Origin of the sequence: Micromonospora sp. NPDC047557 (genome assembly GCF_043205095.1) — a bacterium.
Lineage (GTDB): Bacteria > Actinomycetota > Actinomycetes > Mycobacteriales > Micromonosporaceae > Micromonospora.
Map to the genome: position 1 here is coordinate 360,938 of NZ_JBIDDK010000003.1, position 22,564 is coordinate 383,501.

25 protein-coding genes are annotated in these 22,564 nt (G+C 73.0%); 18 read left to right on the forward strand and 7 right to left on the reverse strand.

The features are described 5' to 3' along the window. The first annotated feature begins 79 nt into the window (after positions 1-79). The 12 genes from hisD to hisF all read left to right on the forward strand — a co-directional run bounded on the left by hisD (position 80) and on the right by hisF (position 8,281). Positions 80-1,402 (forward strand): histidinol dehydrogenase, encoded by a 1,323-nt coding sequence (gene hisD / locus ACGGAQ_RS12115; RefSeq protein WP_393047580.1) that lies wholly within the window; start codon positions 80-82, stop codon positions 1,400-1,402. Beyond that, entirely contained in the window at positions 1,399-2,487 is a 1,089-nt protein-coding gene (locus ACGGAQ_RS12120; protein WP_354856149.1) for a histidinol-phosphate transaminase, read from the forward strand. The genes hisD and ACGGAQ_RS12120 overlap by 4 nt, the downstream gene beginning before the upstream one ends. A gap of 37 nt (positions 2,488-2,524) precedes the next feature. Then, positions 2,525-3,136, forward strand: a complete 612-nt coding sequence (hisB, locus tag ACGGAQ_RS12125; RefSeq protein WP_393047583.1) for an imidazoleglycerol-phosphate dehydratase HisB — start codon at positions 2,525-2,527, stop codon at positions 3,134-3,136. Further along, complete coding sequence (locus ACGGAQ_RS12130) at positions 3,136-3,309, forward strand: hypothetical protein (protein WP_354856150.1); 174 nt, start codon at positions 3,136-3,138, stop codon at positions 3,307-3,309. The genes hisB and ACGGAQ_RS12130 overlap by 1 nt, the downstream gene beginning before the upstream one ends. Continuing rightward, positions 3,306-3,941 carry an imidazole glycerol phosphate synthase subunit HisH gene (gene hisH, locus ACGGAQ_RS12135; RefSeq protein WP_393047587.1) on the forward strand — a complete coding sequence of 212 codons (636 nt, stop codon included), beginning with the start codon at positions 3,306-3,308 and terminating at the stop codon, positions 3,939-3,941. The genes ACGGAQ_RS12130 and hisH overlap by 4 nt, the downstream gene beginning before the upstream one ends. Positions 3,942-3,980: 39 nt before the next feature. Beyond that, a complete protein-coding gene (locus ACGGAQ_RS12140) occupies positions 3,981-4,304 on the forward strand; it encodes a hypothetical protein (protein WP_393047590.1) in 324 nt (107 codons plus the stop codon). Positions 4,305-4,318: 14 nt separating this feature from the next. Then, on the forward strand, positions 4,319-5,044 hold the full coding sequence (priA, locus tag ACGGAQ_RS12145) for a bifunctional 1-(5-phosphoribosyl)-5-((5-phosphoribosylamino)methylideneamino)imidazole-4-carboxamide isomerase/phosphoribosylanthranilate isomerase PriA (RefSeq protein ID WP_234588027.1): 726 nt from the start codon (positions 4,319-4,321) through the stop codon (positions 5,042-5,044). Beyond that, positions 5,041-5,430 carry a RidA family protein gene (locus tag ACGGAQ_RS12150; protein ID WP_354856154.1) on the forward strand — a complete coding sequence of 130 codons (390 nt, stop codon included), beginning with the start codon at positions 5,041-5,043 and terminating at the stop codon, positions 5,428-5,430. The genes priA and ACGGAQ_RS12150 overlap by 4 nt, the downstream gene beginning before the upstream one ends. Before the next feature lie 78 nt (positions 5,431-5,508). Continuing rightward, positions 5,509-5,955: a MarR family winged helix-turn-helix transcriptional regulator gene (locus tag ACGGAQ_RS12155; protein ID WP_393047594.1), complete on the forward strand. Its 447-nt coding sequence runs from the start codon at positions 5,509-5,511 to the stop codon at positions 5,953-5,955. A gap of 5 nt (positions 5,956-5,960) precedes the next feature. After that, positions 5,961-6,392, forward strand: a complete 432-nt coding sequence (locus tag ACGGAQ_RS12160) for an organic hydroperoxide resistance protein (protein ID WP_393047597.1) — start codon at positions 5,961-5,963, stop codon at positions 6,390-6,392. Positions 6,393-6,438: 46 nt separating this feature from the next. Beyond that, complete coding sequence (locus ACGGAQ_RS12165; protein WP_393047600.1) at positions 6,439-7,437, forward strand: NADP-dependent oxidoreductase; 999 nt, start codon at positions 6,439-6,441, stop codon at positions 7,435-7,437. A gap of 76 nt (positions 7,438-7,513) precedes the next feature. After that, entirely contained in the window at positions 7,514-8,281 is a 768-nt protein-coding gene (gene hisF, locus ACGGAQ_RS12170) for an imidazole glycerol phosphate synthase subunit HisF (RefSeq protein WP_354856158.1), read from the forward strand. 185 nt (positions 8,282-8,466) lie between these two features. Here the strand turns inward: hisF and ACGGAQ_RS12175 are convergent, their stop codons facing one another. Next, the gene (locus tag ACGGAQ_RS12175) at positions 8,467-8,715 is read right to left on the reverse strand and encodes a hypothetical protein (RefSeq protein ID WP_393047604.1); all 249 of its coding nucleotides are present in this window, start codon (positions 8,713-8,715) and stop codon (positions 8,467-8,469) included. 175 nt (positions 8,716-8,890) lie between these two features. On the opposite strand from ACGGAQ_RS12175, the gene ACGGAQ_RS12180 reads away from it, so the two are divergent. Both ACGGAQ_RS12180 and ACGGAQ_RS12185 read left to right on the forward strand, forming a co-directional pair. Continuing rightward, complete coding sequence (locus ACGGAQ_RS12180) at positions 8,891-10,108, forward strand: helix-turn-helix domain-containing protein (protein WP_393047607.1); 1,218 nt, start codon at positions 8,891-8,893, stop codon at positions 10,106-10,108. Between the two features lie 11 nt (positions 10,109-10,119). Further along, a complete protein-coding gene (locus ACGGAQ_RS12185; RefSeq protein WP_393047610.1) occupies positions 10,120-10,662 on the forward strand; it encodes a GNAT family N-acetyltransferase in 543 nt (180 codons plus the stop codon). Between the two features lie 95 nt (positions 10,663-10,757). On the opposite strand, the gene ACGGAQ_RS12190 is transcribed toward ACGGAQ_RS12185, so the two are convergent. Both ACGGAQ_RS12190 and ACGGAQ_RS12195 read right to left on the reverse strand, forming a co-directional pair. Further along, on the reverse strand, positions 10,758-11,219 hold the full coding sequence (locus ACGGAQ_RS12190; RefSeq protein ID WP_393047613.1) for a hypothetical protein: 462 nt from the start codon (positions 11,217-11,219) through the stop codon (positions 10,758-10,760). A gap of 101 nt (positions 11,220-11,320) precedes the next feature. Continuing rightward, complete coding sequence (locus ACGGAQ_RS12195; RefSeq protein WP_393047616.1) at positions 11,321-12,004, reverse strand: YitT family protein; 684 nt, start codon at positions 12,002-12,004, stop codon at positions 11,321-11,323. A 59-nt stretch (positions 12,005-12,063) separates the two neighbouring features. Here ACGGAQ_RS12195 and ACGGAQ_RS12200 point away from each other — a divergent pair, with 59 nt between their 5' ends. Beyond that, positions 12,064-13,521, forward strand: coding sequence for a PLP-dependent aminotransferase family protein (locus ACGGAQ_RS12200; RefSeq protein ID WP_393047619.1), 1,458 nt, complete (start codon positions 12,064-12,066; stop codon positions 13,519-13,521). A 73-nt stretch (positions 13,522-13,594) separates the two neighbouring features. Here the strand turns inward: ACGGAQ_RS12200 and ACGGAQ_RS12205 are convergent, their stop codons facing one another. From ACGGAQ_RS12205 to ACGGAQ_RS12215, 3 genes are all read right to left on the reverse strand, one after another. Beyond that, on the reverse strand, positions 13,595-15,421 hold the full coding sequence (locus ACGGAQ_RS12205; protein WP_393047622.1) for an AMP-dependent synthetase/ligase: 1,827 nt from the start codon (positions 15,419-15,421) through the stop codon (positions 13,595-13,597). Positions 15,422-15,558: 137 nt separating this feature from the next. Further along, positions 15,559-16,509 carry a terpene synthase gene (locus tag ACGGAQ_RS12210; RefSeq protein WP_393047625.1) on the reverse strand — a complete coding sequence of 317 codons (951 nt, stop codon included), beginning with the start codon at positions 16,507-16,509 and terminating at the stop codon, positions 15,559-15,561. Positions 16,510-16,638: 129 nt separating this feature from the next. After that, positions 16,639-17,268, reverse strand: coding sequence for a TIGR03085 family metal-binding protein (locus ACGGAQ_RS12215; protein WP_393047628.1), 630 nt, complete (start codon positions 17,266-17,268; stop codon positions 16,639-16,641). 171 nt (positions 17,269-17,439) lie between these two features. Between ACGGAQ_RS12215 and ACGGAQ_RS12220 the strand changes: the two genes are divergently transcribed. From ACGGAQ_RS12220 to ACGGAQ_RS12230, 3 genes are all read left to right on the forward strand, one after another. Continuing rightward, complete coding sequence (locus tag ACGGAQ_RS12220; protein ID WP_393047631.1) at positions 17,440-19,323, forward strand: ABC transporter ATP-binding protein; 1,884 nt, start codon at positions 17,440-17,442, stop codon at positions 19,321-19,323. Continuing rightward, complete coding sequence (locus ACGGAQ_RS12225) at positions 19,320-21,107, forward strand: ABC transporter ATP-binding protein (protein ID WP_393047634.1); 1,788 nt, start codon at positions 19,320-19,322, stop codon at positions 21,105-21,107. The genes ACGGAQ_RS12220 and ACGGAQ_RS12225 overlap by 4 nt, the downstream gene beginning before the upstream one ends. Before the next feature lie 84 nt (positions 21,108-21,191). Beyond that, positions 21,192-21,941: a DUF2470 domain-containing protein gene (locus ACGGAQ_RS12230; protein ID WP_393047637.1), complete on the forward strand. Its 750-nt coding sequence runs from the start codon at positions 21,192-21,194 to the stop codon at positions 21,939-21,941. 8 nt (positions 21,942-21,949) lie between these two features. Here ACGGAQ_RS12230 and ACGGAQ_RS12235 read toward each other — a convergent pair whose 3' ends face one another. After that, positions 21,950-22,546, reverse strand: a complete 597-nt coding sequence (locus ACGGAQ_RS12235) for a TetR family transcriptional regulator (protein WP_393047640.1) — start codon at positions 22,544-22,546, stop codon at positions 21,950-21,952. Between the last annotated feature and the right edge of the window lie 18 nt (positions 22,547-22,564).

Consider the following 22,564-nt stretch of genomic DNA (forward strand, 5'->3'; position numbering starts at 1 on the left):
CGGCGGCGTGGCCCGGCTCACCGTCCCGCCGAGCGGGCGACTGGGGTGAGCTCCGGGCGGGCCGCCTAGACTCGCAAGGGTGCTGAATCGGATCGACCTGCGCGACGGTCTCGTGGACCCGCGCCGCCTGCTGCCCCGTGCCCAGCTCGACGTGTCGGTGGCCGTCGAGCGGATCAAGCCGCTCGTCGAGGCGGTCCGGGAGCATGGGTACCCGGCGATCCGGGAGGCCAGTGAGCGGTTCGACGGCATCTCACCGGAGGTGCTGCGGGTGCCGGTGGAGGCGATCGCCGAGGCCGAGGGTGTGCTCGACCCGGCCGTGCGTGCCGCGCTGCTGGAGTCGATCGCCCGGGCCCGCAGGGTGCACGACGACCAGCGGCGCACCGACCACACGACCCGCGTGGTGCCCGGCGGCACGGTCACCGAGCGGTGGCTGCCCGTCGACCGGGTGGGCCTCTACGTCCCCGGCGGCCTGGCGATGTACCCGTCGACAGTGGTGATGAACGTGGTGCCGGCCCAGGCGGCCGGGGTGCGCTCCCTGGTGGTGGTCAGCCCGCCGCAGAAGGACAACGGCGGCCTGCCCGACCCCCGGGTGCTGGCCGCGTGCGCGCTGCTCGGCGTCGACGAGGTCTACGCCGTGGGCGGCGCCCAGGCGGTGGCGATGCTGGCGTACGGGTCCGCCGTCGACCCGGCGGGCGCGCTGCGGTGCGAGCCCGTCGACCTGGTCACCGGCCCGGGCAACATCTGGGTGACCGCCGCCAAGCGGCTGCTGCGGGGCGTCGTCGGCATCGACGCCGAGGCCGGCCCGACCGAGATCGCGATCCTGGCCGACGACAGCGCCGACCCGGCGCATGTCGCCGCCGACCTGATCAGTCAGGCCGAGCACGACCCGCTCGCGGCGAGCGTGCTGGTCACCCCGTCGGTGGCGCTCGTCGAGGCGGTCGAGCGGGAGCTGGCCCGGCAGGTGCCCTCCACCAAGCACGCCGAGCGGGTGACCACGGCGCTGACCGGCGAGCAGAGCGGCGTGGTCCTGGTCGACGACCTCGAGGCGGGGTTGCGGGTGGTCGACGCGTACGCGGCCGAGCACCTGGAGATCCAGACGGTCGACGCCCGGGAGTGGGCGCTGCGGGTACGCAACGCCGGGGCGATCTTCGTGGGCGCCTGGTCGCCGGTGTCGCTCGGCGACTACTGCGCCGGCTCCAACCACGTGCTGCCCACCGGCGGCTGCGCCCGGCACTCGTCCGGGCTGTCGGTGCAGTCGTTCCTGCGCGGCGTGCACCTGATCGAGTACACCGAGGCCGCGCTGCGCGAGGTGGCCCCGCACGTGGTCGCCCTGGCCAACGTGGAGGACCTGCCGGCGCACGGCCAGGCCGTGCAGGCCCGTTTCCCGAAAGGGGTGGCGTGACCTCGCTCGATGATCTGCCGATCCGCGACGACCTGCGCGGGCTGTCGCCGTACGGGGCGCCGCAGCTCGACGTGGCGGTGCGGCTCAACACCAACGAGAACTCCTACCCGGTGCCGGAGCCGGTCGTCGACGCGATCGGCAAGGCGCTCGCGGCCGAGTTGCGCGACCTGAACCGCTATCCGGACCGGGACGCGGTGGCGCTGCGCGCCGACCTGGCCGAATATCTCGGGCACGGCCTGACCGTCGAGCACGTCTGGGCGGCAAACGGCTCGAACGAGATCCAGCAGCAGTTGTTGCAGGCGTTCGGTGGGCCGGGGCGCACCGCGATGGGTTTCGTGCCGGCGTACTCGATGCACCCGCTGCTGGCCCTCGGCACCGGCACCCGGTGGGTGCCCGCCGAGCGCGGCGTCGACTTCGGGCTGACCGCCGACGAGGCGGTGGCCCAGGTCCGCGAGCACCGGCCCGACGTGGTCTTCCTCTGCTCGCCGAACAACCCCACCGGCACCGCGCTGGATCCGGCGGTGGTCGCCGCGGTGCTCGACGTCGCGCCCGGCATGGTGGTCGTCGACGAGGCGTACGCCGAGTTCGCCCGGCCGGGCACGGTCAGCGCCCTCGCGGTGCTGCCCGGGCACCCGCGGCTCGTGGTCACCCGCACGATGAGCAAGGCGTTCGGCTTCGCCGGTGGCCGGCTGGGCTACCTGGCCGCCGACCCGGCGGTGGTGCGGGCGGTGCAGCTGGTCCGTCTGCCGTACCACCTGTCCGCGCTGACCCAGGCCGCCGCCCGCGCGGCGCTGGCCCACCGCGACGCCCTGCTGGGTACGGTGAGCGCGATCATGGCACAGCGGGACCGGATCGTCGCGACGCTGCGCGAACGCGGCCTGCGGGTGGCCGACAGCGACGCCAACTTCGTGCTGTTCGAGTCCGGCGGCGACCAGGCCGCCGCCTGGCAGGCGCTGCTGGCGCAGGGGGTGCTGGTCCGCGACGTCGGCCTGCCCGGCTGGCTGCGGGTGACCGCCGGCACTCCCGCCGAGACCGACGCCTTCCTAGCTGCAATGGAGACTGTGCGATGGGAGCGCGAGGAGTGAGCTTGCGAGCCCCACAGTCGCGACCGAAAGGTATGCAATGAGCCGGACCGCCCGGGTGGAGCGGATCACCAAGGAGACCAAGGTCCTCGTCGAGATCGACCTCGACGGCACCGGCGCCGCCGAGATCAGCACCGGCGTGGGCTTCTACGACCACATGCTGAACCAGATCGCCCGCCACGGCGGCTACGACCTGACCGTGCGCACCGTGGGCGACCTGGAGATCGACGCCCACCACACGATGGAGGACACCGCGCTCGCGCTGGGCGCCGCGTTCGACGAGGCGCTGGGCGACAAGGCCGGCATCCGGCGGTACGGCTCGGCGACCGTCCCGATGGACGAGGTGCTGGTCCGGGCCGCGGTGGACCTGTCCGGCCGGCCGTACGTGGTGCACGACGAGCCGGTGCTGGCCCCGTACATCGGGCCGGTGTATCCGACCAGCATGACCCGGCACATCTGGGAGTCGTTCGGCCAGGCGGCCCGGATCACCCTGCACGTCGACGTGCTGCGGGCGGCTCGTCCGGGTGGGCACCCGGACGCGCACCACGTGGTGGAGGCCCAGTTCAAGGCGGTGTCCCGGGCGCTGCGCGAGGCCACCGCGATCGACCCGCGGACGGCGGGCGCGATCCCGAGCACGAAGGGGGCGCTCTGATGGGTGCCGCCTTGCCGACGTTGCTGCTGATCCTGGCCGGGGTGCTGGTGGGCGGCGCGTGGTCGCTGCACCGCCAGGGCGCGCCGAGGGGCGCCGTGGTGATCACCGCGCTGCTCGCGCTGCTCGCCACGGCCGCCGGGGTGCTCCGGCTGATTCCGGAGTCGGGGTCGTGACCGCCGACGTGGTGGTGCTCGACTACGGATCGGGCAACCTGCGCTCGGCGGAGCGGGCGCTGGCCGCGGCGGGCGCGACCGTCCGGGTGACCGACGACCTCGCCGCGGCGGCCGACGCGGACGGTCTGGTGGTGCCGGGTGTGGGCGCCTACGCGGCGTGCATGGCGGGTATCGAGGCGCTCGGCGCCGGGCCGGTGATCGCGGAGCGGGTGGCTGCGGGCCGCCCGGTGCTCGGCATCTGCGTGGGCATGCAGGTGCTCTTCGAGCACGGCGAGGAGCACGGGGTGGTGACGAAGGGCCTCGGGCTGCTGCCCGGCGGGGTGACCCGCTTGGCGGCGCACCGCCTGCCGCACATGGGCTGGAACACGGTTCGCGCGCCCCGGGGGTCGGTGCTGTTCGCCGGGTTGCCGACGCAGAGCCGGTTCTACTTCGTGCACTCGTACGCGATGGGTGACCCGGCGGCGTTGGCGGCCGCGGGGGCCGTGGTGACCACGGCCCACCACGACACCGACTTCGTGGCCGCGGTGGAGCGTGGGCCGCTGTCGGCGGCGCAGTTCCACCCGGAGAAGTCCGCCGACACCGGAGCCGCGTTGCTGCGCAACTGGCTCGCCACCCTGCCCGCCGGTGACTGAGCGCCGGCACCGCCCGGCGTCCGGCGGGCGGGCGTCGCGGTGAGCCGGGAGCGGGCCCGTCGACGGGCCGAACGTGAGGCCGACCTGGCGCGGGAGCGCGCGGCCCGGCAGCGCCGGGTGGCGCGTCGGCAGCGCCGTCGCGCGGTCGTCCGCCGGTTGACGCCGCAGCTGCGCCGGGGCCGCACGGGCCGGCTGGCTCGGCACACGCGGGGTGAGCGGGCGGCGATCGTGCTGCTCACCGCAGCGGCGATGATTCTGATCTGGACGTTCGTCGACGATCTGGCGTTGCGTGTCGCGCTGATCGTGCTGTTGCTGCTCGTACTCCCGGCGATCGTGGTGATCGCTCTGGACCGTCGTACCTGATCGAGGAGAAGACGTTGAGTCTCACCCTGTTACCCGCCGTGGATGTCGCCGACGGCCGGGCTGTCCGGCTCGTGCAGGGCGCCGCCGGCAGCGAGAGCGTCTACGGCGACCCGTTGGACGCCGCGTTGGCCTGGCAGCGCGACGGCGCGGAGTGGATCCACCTGGTCGACCTGGACGCGGCGTTCGGCCGGGGCACCAACGCGCACCTGCTCGCCGAGGTGGTGCGCCAGTTGGACGTGCAGGTGGAGTTGTCCGGCGGCATCCGTGACGACGAGTCGCTGCGCGCGGCGCTGGGCACCGGGGCGAGCCGGGTGAACATCGGCACCGCCGCGCTGGAGGACCCGGTGTGGTGCGACCGGGTCGTCGGGGAGTACGGCGACCGGGTCGCCATCGGGCTGGACGTACGCGGTCAGACCCTGTCCGCGCGGGGGTGGACTCGTGACGGCGGTGACCTGTACGAGGTGCTGGAGCGCCTGGACAAGGCGGGCGCCACGCGGTACGTGGTCACCGACATCACCAAGGACGGCACGATGCGCGGCCCGAACCTGGATCTGCTGCGCGAGGTGTGCGCGCGTACCGACCGGCCGGTGATCGCCTCGGGTGGCGTGTCCACCCTGGACGACCTGCGGGCGCTGGCCACGCTGGAGCCGCTGGGCGTGGAGGGCGTGATCGCCGGCAAGGCGCTGTACGCGGGCGCGTTCACGGTGGCCGAGGCGCTGCGCACCCTGGCCGAGGCGTGACGGTCACCCGGCTGGGCTCGGGAGGGCCGTGGGAGCAGAGCTACGGCTACTCCCGGGTGGTCCGGGCCGGTGACCTGGCCTGGACGGCTGGCTGTACGGCCACCGTCGACGGTCGGGTGGCGCACGTCGGGGACGCCGCCGCGCAGACCGCGCAGGCGTTGCGGATCGGGTTGGCGGCGCTCGCCGAGGTGGGCGTGCAGCCGGGTGACGTCGTCCGGACCCGGATGTACGTGACCGACCGGCTGCACGCCGACGAGGTGGGCCGGGCGCACAACGCGGTCTTCGGGGCGGTCCGCCCGGTGGCGACGCTTGTGGTGGTGGCGGGTCTGCTCGACCCGGAGCATCTGGTCGAGGTGGAGTTGGAGGCGTACGTCGGCGACCGCTGAGGTGCCGGTGGCCCTCGTCACGGCCGCGGTCCGGCCTGATCGGTTGTGCGCAACTTAATTGCGGGCTACGGTTCACGGGTGACCGATGACCTGGTGCTGCGCCGGCAGGTGTGCTTCGCGCTCTACGCCGCGTCGCGCGCCCTCACCGACGTGTACCGGCCGATCCTCGACGAGTTCGGGCTGACCTATCCGCAGTACCTGGTGCTGCTGGTGCTCTGGGAACGCCCCGACGACGCGCCGACGGTGTCCGAGCTGGGCGCCGAGCTGCGGTTGGACTCCGGCACGCTCTCCCCGCTGCTCAAGCGGCTGGAGGGGGCGGGCCTGGTGGTGCGGCGGCGGTCGTCGCGCGACGAGCGGCGGGTCGAGGTGGGCCTCACCGAGCAGGGCCGGGCGCTGCGTGAGCAGCTCTGCGACGTCCCGCTGCGGATCGCGCAGGCCACCGGGCTGGGCATCGCCGAGCTCGTCGCGCTGCGCGACACCCTCACCCGGGTCACCGAGACCATCCACCGACAGAAGGAGCAGTGACTCTCATGCAGGTTCTCTACACCGCGTCCGCGACCGCCACCGGCGATGGCCGGGACGGCCACGTCGAGACCTCCGACGGCACCCTCGCGTTCGACCTGGCGGTGCCGAAGGAGATGGGTGGCGCGGGTGGCGCCGCCAACCCCGAGCAGCTCTTCGCCGCCGGCTACGCGGCCTGCTTCCACAGCGCCCTGCGCGTGGTGGCCCGGCGTGCCAAGGCCGACGTGACCGGCTCCGTGGTCGCCGCCGAGGTCGGCATCGGCCCGAACGGCAGCGGTGGCTTCGGGCTCACCGTGCGGCTCGTCGTCGACCTGCCCGCCGTCGCCCGCGACGCCGCCGAGCAGCTCGTCGAGCAGGCCCACCAGGTCTGCCCGTACTCGAACGCGACCCGCGGCAACATCGACGTCGCGCTGACCGTCCGCGAGACCCTGGCCGCCTGACGTCGCGGACCCAGACCCCACCCGCCGACGAGAGGACGACCACCCGATGACCAGCAACCGTGAGATCCACCTGGCCAGCCGCCCCGAGGGCTGGCCCACCGAGGACACCTTCCGGCTCGTCGAGACCGACGTCCCGACGCCCGGACCGGGCCAGATCGTGGTCCGCAACCAGTTCATGTCCGTCGACCCGTACATGCGGGGACGGATGAACGACGTCAAGTCGTACGTGCCGCCGTTCGCGCTCGACGCGCCGCTCGACGGGGCCGCGATCGGCGAGGTGGTGGCCAGCGAGTCGGCGGACATCGCCGTCGGGGCGACCGTCCTGCACGGGCTCGGCTGGCGGGAGTACGCGCTGCTCGACGCCACCGCCGCCCGCCCGGTCGACCCGAGCGTCGCCCCGGCCAGCGCGTACCTGAGCGTGCTCGGCATGACCGGCTTGACGGCGTACGCCGGTCTGCTGGAGGTCGCCGCGATGAAGCCCGGCGAGACGGTCTTCGTCTCGGCCGCGGCCGGCTCGGTCGGCAGCCTGGTCGGCCAGATCGCCAAGCTCAAGGGCGCCGGCCGGGTCATCGGCAGCGCCGGCTCGGCCGCCAAGGTCGAGCGGCTGCGGGCGCTGGGCTTCGACGCCGCGTTCGACTACCACGACGGGCCGGTCCGCGAATCGCTGCGGGCCGCCGCCCCGGACGGCGTCGACGTCTACTTCGACAACGTCGGCGGAGACCACCTGGAGGCGGCGATCTCGGCCATGAACCTGCACGGCCGGGCCGCCATCTGCGGCATGATCGCCCAGTACAACGACACCGAGCCGCCGGCTGCGCCGCGCAACCTGTCGCTGGTCATCGGCAAGCGGCTGACGCTGCGCGGCTTCCTGGTCCGCGACCACAACCACCTGCGGGACGCGTTCGTCCGCGACGTCGCGGGCTGGCTGCGCGAGGGCAAGCTCTCCTACGACGAGACGGTCGTCGACGGCATCGAGAACGCCCCGGCGGCGTTCCTCGGCCTGCTGCGCGGCGAGAACTTGGGCAAGATGCTCGTCCAGGTGTGAGCACCCGCACGTGGCGCACGGCGGTCGGCCCGGTCGGGTCGGCCGTCGTGCCATGCGCGGAGGATAGGCTGGCGGCATGACGGTGGCGGTGCGCGTGATCCCCTGTCTCGACGTGGACGCCGGGCGCGTGGTCAAGGGGGTCAACTTCCTCGACCTGCGGGACGCCGGCGACCCGGTGGAGCTGGCCGCCGCGTACGACCGGGCCGGCGCTGACGAGCTGACCTTCCTCGACGTCACCGCGTCCTCCAACGACCGGGGCACCATGCTCGACGTGGTGCGCCGCACCGCCGAGTCGGTCTTCATCCCGCTGACGGTCGGGGGTGGGGTCCGGCAGGTCGGCGACGTCGACACGCTGCTACGCGCGGGCGCGGACAAGGTCGGTGTGAACACCGCCGCCATCGCGCGGCCGGAGCTGATCGCCGAGATCGCCGACCGGTTCGGCCGGCAGGTGCTCGTGCTCTCCCTCGACGTACGCCGTGCCCCGGCCGGGGTGACGCCCAGCGGGTTCGAGGTCACCACCCACGGTGGCCGGCGCGGCACCGGCCTCGACGCGGTGCGCTGGGCGCGGCAGGTGGCCGAGCTGGGCGCGGGGGAGATCCTGCTCAACTCGATGGACGCCGACGGCACCAAGGCGGGCTTCGATCTGGAGCTGATCGGCGCGGTCCGGGCCGTGGTGGACGTGCCGGTCGTGGCCAGCGGTGGGGCCGGCGAGGTGGCGCACTTCCCGCCGGCGATCGGGGCCGGCGCCGACGCGGTCCTCGCCGCCAGCGTCTTTCACTTCGGCGAGCTGACGGTGGGCGAGGTCAAGGACGCCCTGCGCCGCAGCGGTCACCCGGTGCGCTAGCCGCGCCGGGCCGCCGTCCGCGCCGGGCCCCAGGTGGTACGCGTCGTGCGCGATCAGATCCGCGAACGCTCCCGCCCATGCCCAGCACCGAGCGCACGTGCCGCAAACCGGGCATCGCCCGTGTCGCGGCTCATGCTCGGCCAGAACCCGCCACCACCGGGCCAGTTGCTTCGGGCTGGGCGCACTCACCGGGCTCCATCCATGTTCGCGCGGATCGCCGCGACCGACACCTGCGCCTCGAAGCACCACCCGCCGGCACAATCCGGTACGGGTCCGGCACACGTGTGCCCTCGCATTCGCACCATCCCGGCGACCGGCTGCTGGTCCACAATCACCGCCCACACCAGTTCGTCGCGGTTGGTGGGATTCGGGCTGATCTCCCATGCCAGCAGGTGCAGCAGGGTGCCCGCAGGCACATGAAGGATGTCGGTCATGCTCGGCTCCGAGGGCAAGGGGTAGGCATCATCGGAAACAGCAGCGACAGCTCCCGTCAGTTCCGCCGGAAGCTGCTGTGCCAGATGGACTGACATGTCGAGCGTGGCCTTTAAGCTGGGCCTACGGCAGGCGTGCGCGGTGTGCACACGCTCCTGCACACGCTGGGGGTCGGGAATGGACACCTTCGGGCAGCTACTCAGACGGCATCGCGAGAGCGCCGGGCTGTCCCTGCGGCAGCTCGGTTCGCTCGTCCATTTCCAGTACAGCCACATCTCTCAGGTAGAGCGCGGTGAACGCCGCCCCACCCAGGCGCTGGCCACGGCCTGCGATCGGGACTTGGGCGCTGACGGCGCGCTCATCGAGGCGTACCGAAACGAGCGCGCAGGTGCCACCGACATGCACAGACGCACCATGCTGCGTGCCATGACCGCCTTGGCCGCCGCCCCCGCCGTCGCGCCCCTGGCCGGGTTGGAAGCCCTGCGCCACGGCCTCGGCGACGCGGTGACCCCCGACCACGATGAGTGGGAGCAGATCGCGGCCGACTACGGCCACGGCTACTACCGGCAAGCCCATCCCGCGCTGATGGCCCAACTGGCTGCTGACCTGACCGTGCTGCAACACCAAATCGCCGCTGAGACCGGTGCGCGCCGCCCGGGGCTCCTTCGGGCTGCCGCGCGCCTGTCCGTCATCGTCGCGTTGAGCCTTGTCGCCTCGGGGCAGACCGTGCTGGGTCGCCGCTGGTGGCAGACCGCCCAACGGGTCGCCGACGAATCCGGGGACACCGAGACCCGGGTCTTGGTGCGGGCGTGGGATGTGGTGAACGGCTGCTACGACGGACGCCCCCCGTCGGCTGTCGTTGCCCTGTCGGACGAGATGCTGCCCCTGCTAGGCCGACAGGCCACGTCGGCGGCGTGTGGGCTGCTCGCCGGCCGGGCCCAAGCCCTGTCGTTGGCCGGGCGGCATGCGGAGGCGGTGGCGACGGTGCGGCAGCTCGCCGACCTCACCGAGCGGTTGCCGGCCTCGATCGTGGGCGACGTGGAGTCGCTCTGGGGGTGGCCGGAGCATCGGATTCACCACACCGAATCGTGGGTGTTCACGTACGCCGGCCGGTTGGTCGACGCTGAGGCAACGCAGAAGCGGGCCCTCGACCTGTATCCGGCGTCGCAGGCGCGGCTACGCGCGCAGGTGCAACTGCATCAGGCTGCCCGGCTGATTCGGGGCGGGCACATCCCCGACGGGTTGCGGTACGCCGCCGACACCCTCGATGCGTTGCCAGTCCATCTGCACAACCACGTGCTGCGGTCAGTGGCCGCGCAGGTCACGGATGTCGTACCCACAATTGAGCGGTCGCGGCCCGCGTTCGTTGATCTCGCCGACCGGGTTCGGGCTTAGGCTCATCCGCTATGCCGGTGACGTACACCGTGCACACCGCCGAATCGGCCGCGGCCGTGTTCCCGGCGCTGGTCCGCCTGTACGCGGTCGTCTACGCGGAGCCGCCTTACACGGAGGGACCGGAGCAGGTGGCCGGCTTCGCCGCGGCTCTGCCCGGCGAGACGCGACGCCCAGGATTCACCCTCGTGGCCGCCGAAGACGCGGGCGTGCTGGTGGGGGCGGCGTACGGGTGGACGATGCCCGCCGGACGGTGGTGGACGCGCGCCGACGTCGAGCCTCCCGACGACCTGCGGGCCGCCGACAAGTTCGCGGTGATGGAGTGGGTGGTGCATCCCGATCGGCGCGGCACGGGTATCGGCGCGGAACTTATGCGCCGGCTCCTTGACGGGCGGTCCGAGCCGTGGGCGACCCTCGCGGCCAACCCGGCCGCACCCGCCCGCGCCATCTACCAGCGGGCAGGGTGGCAGTGGGTCGGCGGATCGGCGATGCCCGACGGCACGCCCATGCACCTGCTCGTCCTACGGCTACCCGTCGCGCCGGTCCGGCGTCGCTGACCCCCGGCCGTGCCCGTCGGCGCGGCGTTCACCTTGGCAATCTTGGACAGTTTCCGTTAGCGGACAACGGAAACTGTCCAAGATCTCGTTGTGCGTCAGTGGCTGCCGGAGTGGCCCTCGGGTGACCGGCGGGGGGTGGGGATCGACCGGACCGCGTACTCCTGCACGGCCGCCGCGTGCTCGGCCTCGTCCAGGATCCAGTCGGCGCGGCCCGGCGCGTGCCGGCGGCTCAGCACGCCCTGCACGGTGTCCACCATCGTCGCCACCCCGGCGCGCGGCCGGGTGCGCCAGAGCTGCTCACCCTCGGTGGTGATGCGGAACCAGCCGTCGGCGACGGTGACCAGACCCGCGCCGACCAGCCGCTGCACCGCGGCCTCCACCTCGTGCCGCTGCGGAATCGCCTGGTTGAGGTGATCGGCGGTGGACAGCACGTCGGTCAGGCGTACGCCCTCCGGCCGACGACTCGTCGCGGACCGTCGGTGCCGCCCGGCCCCGCTCGCGATCACCAACGACACGAAGATCCAGGCGTCGCTCCAGCGCCAACCGTTCTCCCCCATGCAGTGATGATGACGGCGAGCGTCGCGGAAGGGAACACCCACCCTCCAACGAGCCCGTTTCCACCATCGTGCGTGCCGGCCCGTGGACGGTCGGTGAGCGCTCAGGCGGCCGGGGCGGGAGCGGCGCCCGGTGGGTCGCCCGCGGTGGCGCCCGACGGGTGGCCAGGGGTCGCGTCCAGCGCGGGCACCGCGACAAGCGGGATGAAGAACTGCGCCAGTGGGCCGATGGTCAGCGCGTACGCGATGGTGCCGAGGCCGACCGTGCCGCCGAGCAGCCAGCCCAGCGCGAGCACGGTGACCTCGATGACCGTGCGCACCAGGCGGATCGAGCGCCCGGGTCGGCGGGCGACGAAGCCGGTCATCAGCCCGTCGCGTGGACCCGGACCCAGCTGGGCGCCGAGATAGAGCGCGGTGGCCGCGCCGTTGGCGACGATCCCGGTGATCAGCAGAGCGATGCGGACGCCGAGGGGGCCGCCGGTGGGCAGCAGGGCCAGGGTGGCGTCCACCACCAGGCCGATCACCACCACGTTGCTGACGGTGCCGAGGCCGGGCCGCTGGCGCAGCGGGATCCACAGCAGCAGCACCAGGGCGCCGACGCCGATGGTGACCGTGCCGAAGGAGAGCCCGGTCAGCTTGGACAACCCCTGGTGGAAGACGTCCCACGGGTCGAGGCCCAGGTCGGAGCGGATCATCAGGGCCATGCTGACCCCGTAGAGGACGAGCCCGGCGTAGAGCTGGGTGAGCCGTCGCACCGGCCGCTGCCGCAGATTGCCAATCAGTGCCATGCATGCCACCCTAGGTGCCAATCCTCCCGGAGGAAGAGGCCAATATCCGAGGAGTGGCCATGACAGCTCAGGTGCGAGGCGTCCAATTGGCCCGGTTGCTGGGGCAGTGGCACGCCCTGCCGGGCCGTCGTCGCAGTCCCGACTACGCCGCCCTGGCCGGCGCGGTGCGCGGCCTGCTCGCCGACGCCCGGCTCCCGCTGGGCGTGCGCCTTCCGGCGGAACGCGAGCTGGCCGAGGCCCTGCGGATCAGCCGCACCACGGTCACCGCCGCGTACCGGGAGCTGCGCGAGACCGGGCATCTGGCCAGCCGCCGGGGCGCCGGCAGCTGGACGATGCTGCCCGGCAACCACCGGGTCGCCAGCACCGGGCTGTGGACCCCGCTGGACGACCGGGAGATGATCGACCTCGGCGTCGCCGCGCTGGCGGCCCCGCCGCAGCTGCTCGCCGCCGCGCGGGCCGCCGCCGAGGATCTGCCCCGCTACCTGGGCGGGGCCGGCTACCACCCGACCGGGATCGGCGAGCTGCGCGCGGCGGTGGCCGCCGGCTACACCGCGCGGGGGTTGCCCACCTCGGCCGACCAGATCATGGTCACCAGTGGCACCCAGCACGCCCTGGACCTGGTGCTGCGCCTCGCCCTGGCGCCCGGCGGGAGCGTGCTCGTCGAATCCCCGACCTACCCCAACGCGCTCGCCGCGCTGGCCAGCCGGCGGGCCCGGATCACGACACACGGGCTGTCCTCCGACGCCGGTGGCTGGGAACCCGACCTGCTGCTGGGCAGCCTGCGGCAGACCCGGCCCAAGCTGGCGTACCTGATTCCGGAGTTCCAGAACCCGACCGGGCACCTGATGCCGTCCGCGTTGCGCGAGCAGGTGGTCGCCGCCGCCCACGCCGTCGGCACCGACCTGATCATCGACGAGTCCTTCGTGGACCTGCCGCTGGACGACACCGAGCTGCCCCCGCCCACGGCCACGTTCGACAGGCACTCCCGGGTGGTGAGCATCGGGGGAATGAGCAAGCCGTACTGGGGTGGCCTGCGCATCGGCTGGGTACGCGCCTCCGCCCCGCAGGTGCAGCGGCTGGCCGCCGTCCGGGTCGGTGTGGACATGTCCAGCCCGGTGCTGGACCAGTTGGTCGCGGTGCACCTGCTCAACGACGCGGCGGCCATCGTCGCCGCCCGCCGGGCCCAGCTCACCGCCCAGCGCGACGCGTTGCTGGCCGCGCTGGCGCACCGACTTCCGGACTGGCGGGTGACCGTGCCGCGCGGCGGCGTGACCCTCTGGGCCGAACTGGACGGCCCGGTCTCCAGCGCGCTCGCCCGCGCCGCCGAGGAGGTCGGCGTCCGGCTCGCGCCCGGCCCCCGGTTCGGTCTGGACGGGACCCTGGAACGCTTCCTGCGGCTGCCGTTCACCCTGCCGGCCGCCGACCTGGTGGAGGCCGTGGAGCGGATCGCCACGGTCCGCTACGACCTGGACCGGACCGGCCGGCAGCGGTGGCGGGAGCCGTCCGTCATCGCCTGAGCCCGGCCGACCCCCGGTCGACGCGCCGGTGGCCCCACACCCGAGCGGGTGCGGGGCCACCGGCGGACCGTTTCTACAGCTCGGCGAGGGTGCCCGCGTACATCTTGTCGATCTCGGCGGCGAAGTTGCTCTCCACGCCCCGTCGCTTGATCTTCAACGACGGGGTGATCTCGCCGTCCTCGATCGTCAGGTCGCGCGGCAGGATCGCCACCTTCTTGATCGTCTCCCAGCGGTTGAGCTTGGCGTTGAGCTGGGCGACGTACTCCTCGACCATCGCCAGCGCCTCCGGCGAGGCGACGATCTCGGCATAGTCGCGGCCCTCCAGCGGGCCGCCGGCCACCCAGCCCCGGATCGCGTCCGGGTCCAGCGTGACGAGCATCGTGCAGAAGTTGCGGGCCTGACCGACCACGACCGCCTGCGAGGTGTACGGGCAGATCGCCTTGAACATCCCCTCGATGTGCGACGGCGCGATGTACTTGCCGCCCGAGGTCTTGACCAGGTCCTTCTTGCGGTCGGTGATCCGCAGGTAGCCCTGCTCGTCCAGGCTGCCGATGTCACCGGTGCGGAAGAAGCCGTCCTCGGTGAACGCGGCGGCGGTCTCCTCCGGCAGGTTGTGGTAGCCGCGCATCACGGGCCGGCCACGGACCAGGATCTCGCCATCGGTGTCGATCCGGCACTCCAGGTCGCCCATCGCCTGCCCGACCGTGCCGATCCGCAGCCCGGAGGGCGGGTTCACGAAGTTGCCGGCGCTGGTCTCGGTGAGGCCGTAGCCCTCGGAGATCGGCAGGTTGGCGGCGGCGAAGAAGGTGGCGATCTCGGGGCTCAGCGGAGCGGCGCCGGAGACCAGCACCCGCATCCGGCCGCCCAGGCGGGCCTGGAGCTTGCTGAACACCAGCTTCTCGGCCAGCCCGTAGCGCAGCTTCAACCCGGCCGGCACCGGCTTGCCGGCCTGCTCCAGAGCGACCTTCTCCTTGCCGACCTGGACACCCCAGGCGAAGATCTTCGCCTTCGCGCCGCCGGCGCCCTGCGCGGTGGTCACCGCCCGGTTGTAGACCTTCTCGAAGACCCGGGGAGCGCCGCACATCAGGGTCGGCCGGATCACCGCGAGCAGGTCGACCAGCTTGTCCACCCGCCCGTCGACGTAGGTGGGCAGACCGACGTGGATCGCGCCGCACAGCAACGTCTTGCCGAACGAGTGGGCCAGCGGCAGCCACAGGTACTGCAGGTCGTCGTCGCGCAGCAGCCCGACCTCGGCCTGCGCCACGGCCTCCCAGCACCAGCCGCCGTGCAGCAGCTCGACACCCTTGGGCTGGCCCGTGGTGCCGGAGGTGTAGATCAGCGTGGCCAGGTGGTCCGGGCCGATGCCGGCCACCAGCATGTCGATCAGATCGGGCTCGGCGGCCAGCGCGCGGGTGCCCTGCTCCTCCAGGTCGGCCAGGGTGAGCTGGGGAACCGCGGCGTTCGGGTCCGGGGTGCCGTCGAAGAGCACCACGTGGGTCAGCGCCGGCAGGGCCGCTCCGGCGATCTTGGTGGCCTGCGCCGGGTTCTCCGCGAAGAGCACCCGCGAGGCGGAGTCAGCGATGATGAATGTCGCGTCCGCCGGCTCGGTGGTCGGGTAGACGGTGGTGGTCGCCCCGCCGGCGCACATGATGCCGAGGTCGGCGACCACCCAGTCGAGCCGGGTGTTGGCGAGGATGGCGACGGGATTCTCCTGGCCGACGCCGAGCGCGTGCAGGCCGGCGGCGACGGCCTTGGCGCGCTGGCCGACCTGCTCCCAGGTCAGCCAGTCGGGGCCCGAGTCGTCGGGGGTCGGGGACGCGAACGCATGCCGGTCGGGGGTGGCCGCCACGCGCTTGAGGAACATGTCCGGGATGGAACGGTACGGTACATCGAGAGCCATCGCTGTAGCCGCCTTCGGGGGTGGTGGCGTGACGGTCGTCACGTCATAGTGGTTACCGAAGAGTATTGCCTGGCACCGGGCGTCGGCTAGTGCCAGTGATCGGCTGGCTGCCCTGGCCCGCCGGCCGACACCTCGGATCAGGCGTAGCGGGCCGCCACGAGTGACCAGTCGTAGGTCGCCCGGACCCAGTTGCGCCGCGTGGCCAGCGGCGAGTGCAACGCCTCGACACCGCTGGCCAGCAACCTCTCCTCCGCCGCCAGGTACGCCGCCAACCCCCGGTTGAAACGGTCGGCGGCCGCCCGTAACGCGTCCGCCTCGGCCAGACCGCCCTCCTGGGCGATGACCGTCACCAGGTTGTGCGCGTCCGGGTCGGTCCGGCTCTCCTTGCCGTACGAGAAGAGGTCGTTGCACCAGCAGACCAGGTCCACCGCCAGCAGGTCCAGGGCGGCCAGCGCCGGATCGGCACGCCGGACCGGCTCGGGTGGCTGCTCCGACGCCAGGTCGGTCAGGGTGAGACAGGGGTGCACGCCGCCGATGTGCCGACGCAGTTGGACGTACTCCGTCAACCCCGGCACCCGCCGGCGTTCCCGGTTGGCGGCCTCCCAGAGCAGCGCCAGCAGATACTGGCGCACCTGACTGACGAACCGCAGCAGCATCGGCGCCCGACCCTCGGCCCGGATCCGGCGGCACAGGTCGTGCAGCGCGGCGCCCAGCGGGCCGGCGTCCGGCGGCAGTTCCGCGAGCGGGTCGCCGCACCGGTCCAGCACGTCGAGCAGCGCGGCGATGACCGGCGCCAGCCGGCCCGGGTCGGCCCCGAGGCCGTCCTCGTCGCAGGTGTCGTCCATGACGAAGAGCCAGGAGATCAGGTCGGTGAGGAGCCGCAGCCCCTGCGTCGGCCCTTGCGGGCAGGCCCGGCCGGCCAGGCCGGCGGCGTCCGCCCGTTGTAGTCGATGAACTTGATGACCGGAATTGACCAACCCGAGAGCGCGCGCCCACTCGACGCTCTCGCTGGCCACCCGATCCGTGGACTTGTGGCGCCCCGCCGTAAAGGAGGGTTCCCGTAGCGCCGAGATCGCGAAGCTCCGCATCGTGTGCCCCCACATCGTGCCGCCCCGGCGCGGAACGGCGCGGTGAAGCGTACGGGAGGAGGTATCGGCGCGCATCGCTAGGACTGCGGCAGTTGTCCAGCCCCTAGGTGACCGATTAAGCGCAGAAAGTCACATGCCCAGGCTGGCGTTGCGGAGCTGCCGCGCGGACGTCGCCGAACCGTCCAGTTGAACCCGGGCCACCCGCTGCCGGCCGGAGAGGAACAGGGTCAACTCCGCCGGGGCGCCCACCAGTCGCAGCCGCTCGCCACCACGGCCGACGGAGACCTCGCCGTGACCGGGCGCCTGCACGTAGAGGTCCGCCGGGAAGCGGCGCAGCGTCAGCCGGGCGAGCGGGGCGACCCGCTTCCACAGGGTGGCCTGCAAACCGCGGGACAGCTCGCGCGGCTGCCACCCCGGGACGGCCCGCCGCACGTCCTCGTGGTGGATGAAGAACTCCACCGTGTTGACCAGCTCATCGGTCAGCGGGTTGCTGATCGGGCTCCACACCGGCGGCCGGCGCACCTGCGCCACCAGCTCGGGGTAGGGCCCGGCGGCGAGCCGTCGGCGGACCCGTTCGGCGTGCCCCCGCAGCGGCGCCAGCAGGATCCCGCCGGCCGCGTCCGGACGGCGCTCGCGCAACACCAGGTGCGCGGCGAGGTCACGGGTCGCCCAGCCCTCGTTGATCGTCGGCGCGTCGGGCCCGAGGGCCAGGAAGAGATCGGCCAGCGCCTCGCGCTCGGCTCGGGCGTACCGCGACATGGCCCGATCGTAGGCCCGCCGACCCGCCGCCGCGCGCCGGCGAACGCCCGGTCGCGCCCCTGGGCCCGTACGTCCGGTACGTGACGGTCGACATATCCCGTCCGGGTCGGCGGTGCCGGCCCGCAGCGGTAAGGATGAGGGAGATAATTGTGGCTTACGGCGGGGGAGAGCGTGGCGAGCAGGACAAGTCGGGACGTGCTCGGCAGGGGGCTGGGGGTTCTGCGGCAGGCCATCCGGGAGCAGCCGCGGATCTTCGCGGTTGCCGTGATCGGCAGTGTGCTGTTCGGCTCGATGGTCATCGTCAGCGCGTACGTGGTGGGCGCGGTGGTCGGTGACGTGGTGGTGCCGGCCATCGCGCGGGGCGAGGTGGGCGTCGGCACCCTGGCGCTGGCGGCGATCGCCCTGTTCGGGATCAGCGTGCTGCGGGTGGTGGGCATCTTCGGCCGCCGGCTCGGCGCGGGCTACATGCAGTACCGGCTCCAGGCCGCCTACCGCCGCCGGGTCACCCGCCGCTACCTGGACCTGCCGCTGTCGTGGCACCATCGCAACGCCACCGGCACGCTGCTCTCCAACGCCAACTCCGACGTGGAGGCGGCCTGGTATCCGATCGCTCCGCTGCCCTTCGCGGTGGGCACGCTGGTGATGCTGGTCGGCGCGATCGTCTCGCTGTTCGCCACCGACTGGGCCCTCGCCCTGGTCGGCCTCGCGGTCTTTCCCGCGCTGTTCGCGCTCAACGTGGTCTACTCGCGCCGGATGGCGCCCCGGCAGGCCCGGGCGCAGCGGTTGCGCGCCGAGGTCAGTGGCATCGCGCACGAGAGCTTCGACGGCGCGTTGGTGGTCAAGACAATGGGCCGCGAGGCGCAGGAGACGGCCCGGTTCGCCGGTCGCGCCGGCGAGCTGCGCGACGCGTTGATCGCGGTCGGCCGGCTGCGGGGCGTCTTCGACCCGCTGCTGGAGACGCTGCCCAGCCTCGGCACCCTCGCGGTGCTGGTGGTCGGGGCGTTCCGCCTGCGCCAGGGCGCGATCAGCGTCACCGAGCTGGTCAGCGTCGCCTTCCTCTTCACCGTGCTGGCCTTCCCGGTGCGGGCCATCGGCTGGGTGCTGGCCGAGCTGCCGCGCAGCGTCGCCGGCTGGGACCGGGTGCGCCGGGTGCTCGACGCCACCGGCGAGATGCCGTACGGGCAGCACGTGCTCGACCCGGCCACCCCGGGGCCGGCCACGCTCACGTTCACCGACGTGCACTTCTCCTACCCGCCCGCCGAGGCGCACGAGCCCGGCGCGCAGGTGCTCGGCGAGGTCAGCTTCACCGTGCCGGCCGGCCGGACGGTCGCGCTGGTCGGGCCGACCGGCGCCGGGAAGTCCACCATCGCCTCGCTGGCCGTACGCCTGGTCGACCCGGACTCGGGCGTCGTCGAGCTGGACGGCGTGAATGTGCGCGACCTGACCGCCGCGTCGCTGGCCGGCACTGTCGCGCTTGTCGCGCAGGTGCCGTTCGTCTTCGACGACACCGTGCGGGCCAACGTCGCCCTGGACCGGGCGGGCATCGACGACGAGGACGTCTGGGCGGCGCTGCGCCTGGCCGAGGCGGACGGGTTCGTCGCCGCGCTGCCGGAGGGACTGGACACGATGGTCGGCGAGCGGGGCACCTCGCTCTCCGGCGGCCAGCGGCAGCGACTCACGCTGGCCCGCGCGCTGGCCGGGCGGCCACGCCTGCTGGTGCTCGACGACGCGACGAGCGCCGTGGATCCCCGCGTGGAGGCGGCCATCCTCGCCGGTCTGCGGGCGTCGGCGGGTGAGCCGGGAGTGCCGGCCGCGTCGATCCTGGTGGTGGCGTATCGCCGGGCGACCATCGCCCTCGCCGACGAGGTCGTCTACGTGGAGCAGGGCCGGGTGATCGCCCGGGGCACGCACACCGAGCTGCTGGCCACCGTTCCCGGTTACGTGGACCTGGTCACCGCGTACGAGCAGGCGGAGGTCGACCGCGCGCAGGAGCGCGCGTACGACGACGAGGTGGCGCAGCTGCCGTCGGGCCTGGAGATCGAGGTGGACCATTGAGTACGACGGTGACGAACGACGAGCGGGACGCGCGGACGGAGACGACCTGGCAGACCCTGCGGCGGGGGTTGGCGCTCTCCCCGGAGCTGCGGACCGGCCTGGCCGCCACGCTGGGCCTGGCCCTGGTCTACATGGTGGGCCGGGTGGCCGTTCCGGTCGCGGTGCAGCAGGGCATCGACCGCGGCATCGTCGGTGGTCTGGACCTCGACGTGGTCTGGTCGGTGGTGGCGGTCACCGCGGCGATCCTCGTGGTCACCACGGCCTGCGGCTATCTGATGATGCGCCGGTTGTTCACGGTCAGCGAGACGGCGTTGGCGAATGTGCGGACGCGGGCGTTCCGGCACGTGCACGACCTGTCGATGTTGCACCAGCAGTCGGAGCGGCGTGGGTCGCTGGTCTCGCGGGTGACCAGCGACGTCGACCAGATCACCCAGTTCCTTCAGTGGGGTGGGGTGATCCTGCTGGTCAACCTGGGTCAGCTGGTGGTGACGACGGCAGTCATGCTGGCGTACTCCTGGCAGCTGACCCTGGTGGTGCTTGTGGCGTTCCTGCCGGCGGTGCTCGTCATCCGCCAGTTGCAGCGTCGCCTCGGCGCGGCGTACGCGACGGTGCGTCAGCGCACCGGCACGCTGCTGGGCGCGATCGGCGAGAGCGTGGTGGGCGCGCCGGTGATCCGGGCTTACGGCATCGCGGGGCGCACCGCCCGGCGGTTGGACGACGCCATCGACAATCAGCGCCTGGCGCAGCAGCGGGCGATCCGGATCAGCATCGTGGGCAGTTCGGTCGGCGAGCTCGCGGCCGGGTTGGCGCTGGCGGGCGTGGTGGTGCTCGGGGTGACGTTGGGGGTGGACGGCACGCTGTCGATCGGCCAGCTGACCGCCTTCCTCTTCCTGGTGACGCTGTTCATCCAGCCGGTGCAGATCGCCACCGAGGTGCTCAACGAGGCGCAGAACGCGATCGCGGGCTGGCGGCGGGTGCTGGACGTACTCGACGTGGCCCCGGATGTGGCGGACCCGGGGGAGCAGGGACGGGACCTGCCGGCCGGTCCGTTGGACATCCGGTTCGCCGGGGTGCGGTTCGCCTATCCGGGTGGCCCGCCGGTGCTGCACGACATCGACCTGGAGATCCCGGCGAAGAGCCGGGTGGCGGTGGTCGGCGAGACGGGCAGCGGCAAGACGACCTTCGCGAAGCTGCTCACCCGCCTGATGGACCCGTCCGCGGGGGCGGTGCTGCTGTCCGGGGTGCCGTTGGCGCAGGTGCGGTTCGACTCGCTGCGCTCCCGGGTGGTGATGGTGCCGCAGGACGGGTTCCTCTTCGACGCGACGGTGGGGGACAACGTCCGGTTCGCCCGGCCGGAGCTGACCGACGAGCAGCTCGGCGCCGCGTTCACGGAGTTGGGCCTGGCGGACTGGTTGGACGGTCTGCCCGCCGGCCTGGACACGCCCGTCGGGGAGCGTGGCGAGGCGTTGAGCGTCGGGGAGCGGCAGCTTGTCGCGCTGGCTCGCGCGTACGTGGCCGATCCGGACCTGCTGGTGCTGGACGAGGCGACCAGCGCGGTGGACCCGGCTACCGAGGTGCGGCTGCAACGCACCCTGGACGCCGTTACGCGGGGTCGCACGACGCTCGCCATCGCGCACCGGCTCTCCACCGCGCAGGCTGCCGACGAGGTGATCGTGGTGGACCGGGGTCGCATCGTGCAGCGCGGCCCGCACGACGAGCTGGTGCACGACGCCGACTCGGTCTACGGCCTGCTGTACGCCTCCTGGTTGGAGCAGACCCGGTAACGAAGTGCCAGGCTGCTGGACGCCGTGGAACGGGTGCTCTACGCTCCGGGTTAGGTAAGCCTAACCTCTTAAGGAGGTCGCGCCATGCGGCCCAGCCCCGCCGAGATCGTTCGTACCCTCGTCGCCGGTCGGCTGCCCGGTCTCGTCCACCTGGCCCGCCGGCCTGGCCCGCACCACGCCCGGCACGTGACCGATCCTGACGGCCGGGTGCTGCTGCTGGTGCCGGTGGCCAGCCACCTGGGCGCCGCGCTGCGGCCGGTGGCCGGGGGCGCCGACGTCGCCGTGGTTCTGGACGTCCTCGACCTGCCGCCCGCGGCCGGCGCTCCCGGGCTGGGGCGGGCCTGGGTCTCCGGCTGGGCCGCCGAACTGCACGACGAGGAGGCACGCCGCGCGGCGCTCGACTTCGCCGCGGTCGAGCCGACCGGCGACCTGCTCGACGTGGGCGTCCGGTTCCGGCTGTTCCGCTTCGAGGTGGCCGAGGTGCGCTGGGAGCGGGCCGGCGTCGTGCACCGGATCGACCCGGGGGAGTACGCCGAGGCCGAGCCGGACCCGGTGCACCCGTTCGAGGCGCTGCTGCTGGCCGACCTCGCCGAGCGCGACGCCGACCAGGTGACCAACTACCTGCGCCGGCAACTCGGGTTGACCGAGCAGACCCCGGACGGGCCGCCGCGCGTGGTCCGCATCGACCGTTACGGCCTGGTGGTCGCCCTCGGGCGGCCCGGCGCGCGGCGGCGCGTCCGGCTGGCGTTCCCGTGCCCGCTGGCCGAGCCCGACGAGCTGAGCCGCCTCCTGCCGCCGCTGCGTCGCCCGGCCGACGCCCACCCGCCCCGCTGAAGGACGCTCTAGGTCGGCAACTGCCCGGTGAGGTAGCGCTGAATGGTCGGGCCGATCATGGCGACCAGCGTCTCCCGGTCCGCCGAGGTGACCGGCTCCAGCCGTACCACGTGCCGCATCATGGCCAGCCCGATCAGCTGGGTGGCGACCAGCGAACCGCGCAACGGCAGCTCGGCCGGATCGACGTCGAGCTGGTCGAGGACCCGACGCAGCACCTGCGTGGTGATGAACTCGCGCAGCAGGCGGGCCGTCCACTCGTTGCTCACGGCGGAACGCATCAGCGCCACACCCGCACTGCCGGCCGGGGAGTCCCAGATGCCGAGGAACGCCCGCACCAGTCGCTCGCCGATGGCGTTCCGGTCGCCGGCGAGCACCGTCGGTAGCACCTCGCCGGGATCGACCGGAAACTGCATCGCGGCCAGGAAGAGCTGGTCCTTGCTGCCGAAGTAGTGGTGCACCAGCGCCGGGTCCACCCCGGCGGTGGCGGCGATGCCGCGGATCGAGGCGGCGTCGAAGCCGCGCTCGGCGAACGCCGCCCGCGCCGCGTCGAGGATCGCCTCCCGGGTGTCCGGATTGCCGGGTCGCCGGCCGGTCCGCCGCGTCATCGCCGCCCTTCGTTTCGT

Bases quoted from the DNA above. Each gene is read 5' to 3' on its own strand.
- hisB (WP_393047583.1), top strand. From the start codon at position 2,525: ATGAGCCGGACCGCCCGGGTGGAGCGGATCACCAAGGAGACCAAGGTC.
- ACGGAQ_RS12130 (WP_354856150.1), top strand. From the start codon at position 3,136: ATGGGTGCCGCCTTGCCGACGTTGCTGCTGATCCTGGCCGGGGTGCTG.
- ACGGAQ_RS12160 (WP_393047597.1), top strand. From the start codon at position 5,961: ATGCAGGTTCTCTACACCGCGTCCGCGACCGCCACCGGCGATGGCCGG.
- ACGGAQ_RS12165 (WP_393047600.1), top strand. From the start codon at position 6,439: ATGACCAGCAACCGTGAGATCCACCTGGCCAGCCGCCCCGAGGGCTGG.
- hisF (WP_354856158.1), top strand. From the start codon at position 7,514: ATGACGGTGGCGGTGCGCGTGATCCCCTGTCTCGACGTGGACGCCGGG.
- ACGGAQ_RS12175 (WP_393047604.1), bottom strand. From the start codon at position 8,715: ATGACCGACATCCTTCATGTGCCTGCGGGCACCCTGCTGCACCTGCTG.
- ACGGAQ_RS12180 (WP_393047607.1), top strand. From the start codon at position 8,891: ATGGACACCTTCGGGCAGCTACTCAGACGGCATCGCGAGAGCGCCGGG.
- ACGGAQ_RS12185 (WP_393047610.1), top strand. From the start codon at position 10,120: ATGCCGGTGACGTACACCGTGCACACCGCCGAATCGGCCGCGGCCGTG.
- ACGGAQ_RS12190 (WP_393047613.1), bottom strand. From the start codon at position 11,219: ATGGGGGAGAACGGTTGGCGCTGGAGCGACGCCTGGATCTTCGTGTCG.
- ACGGAQ_RS12195 (WP_393047616.1), bottom strand. From the start codon at position 12,004: ATGGCACTGATTGGCAATCTGCGGCAGCGGCCGGTGCGACGGCTCACC.
- ACGGAQ_RS12200 (WP_393047619.1), top strand. From the start codon at position 12,064: ATGACAGCTCAGGTGCGAGGCGTCCAATTGGCCCGGTTGCTGGGGCAG.
- ACGGAQ_RS12205 (WP_393047622.1), bottom strand. From the start codon at position 15,421: ATGGCTCTCGATGTACCGTACCGTTCCATCCCGGACATGTTCCTCAAG.
- ACGGAQ_RS12210 (WP_393047625.1), bottom strand. From the start codon at position 16,509: ATGCGGAGCTTCGCGATCTCGGCGCTACGGGAACCCTCCTTTACGGCG.
- ACGGAQ_RS12215 (WP_393047628.1), bottom strand. From the start codon at position 17,268: ATGTCGCGGTACGCCCGAGCCGAGCGCGAGGCGCTGGCCGATCTCTTC.
- ACGGAQ_RS12230 (WP_393047637.1), top strand. From the start codon at position 21,192: ATGCGGCCCAGCCCCGCCGAGATCGTTCGTACCCTCGTCGCCGGTCGG.
- ACGGAQ_RS12235 (WP_393047640.1), bottom strand. From the start codon at position 22,546: ATGACGCGGCGGACCGGCCGGCGACCCGGCAATCCGGACACCCGGGAG.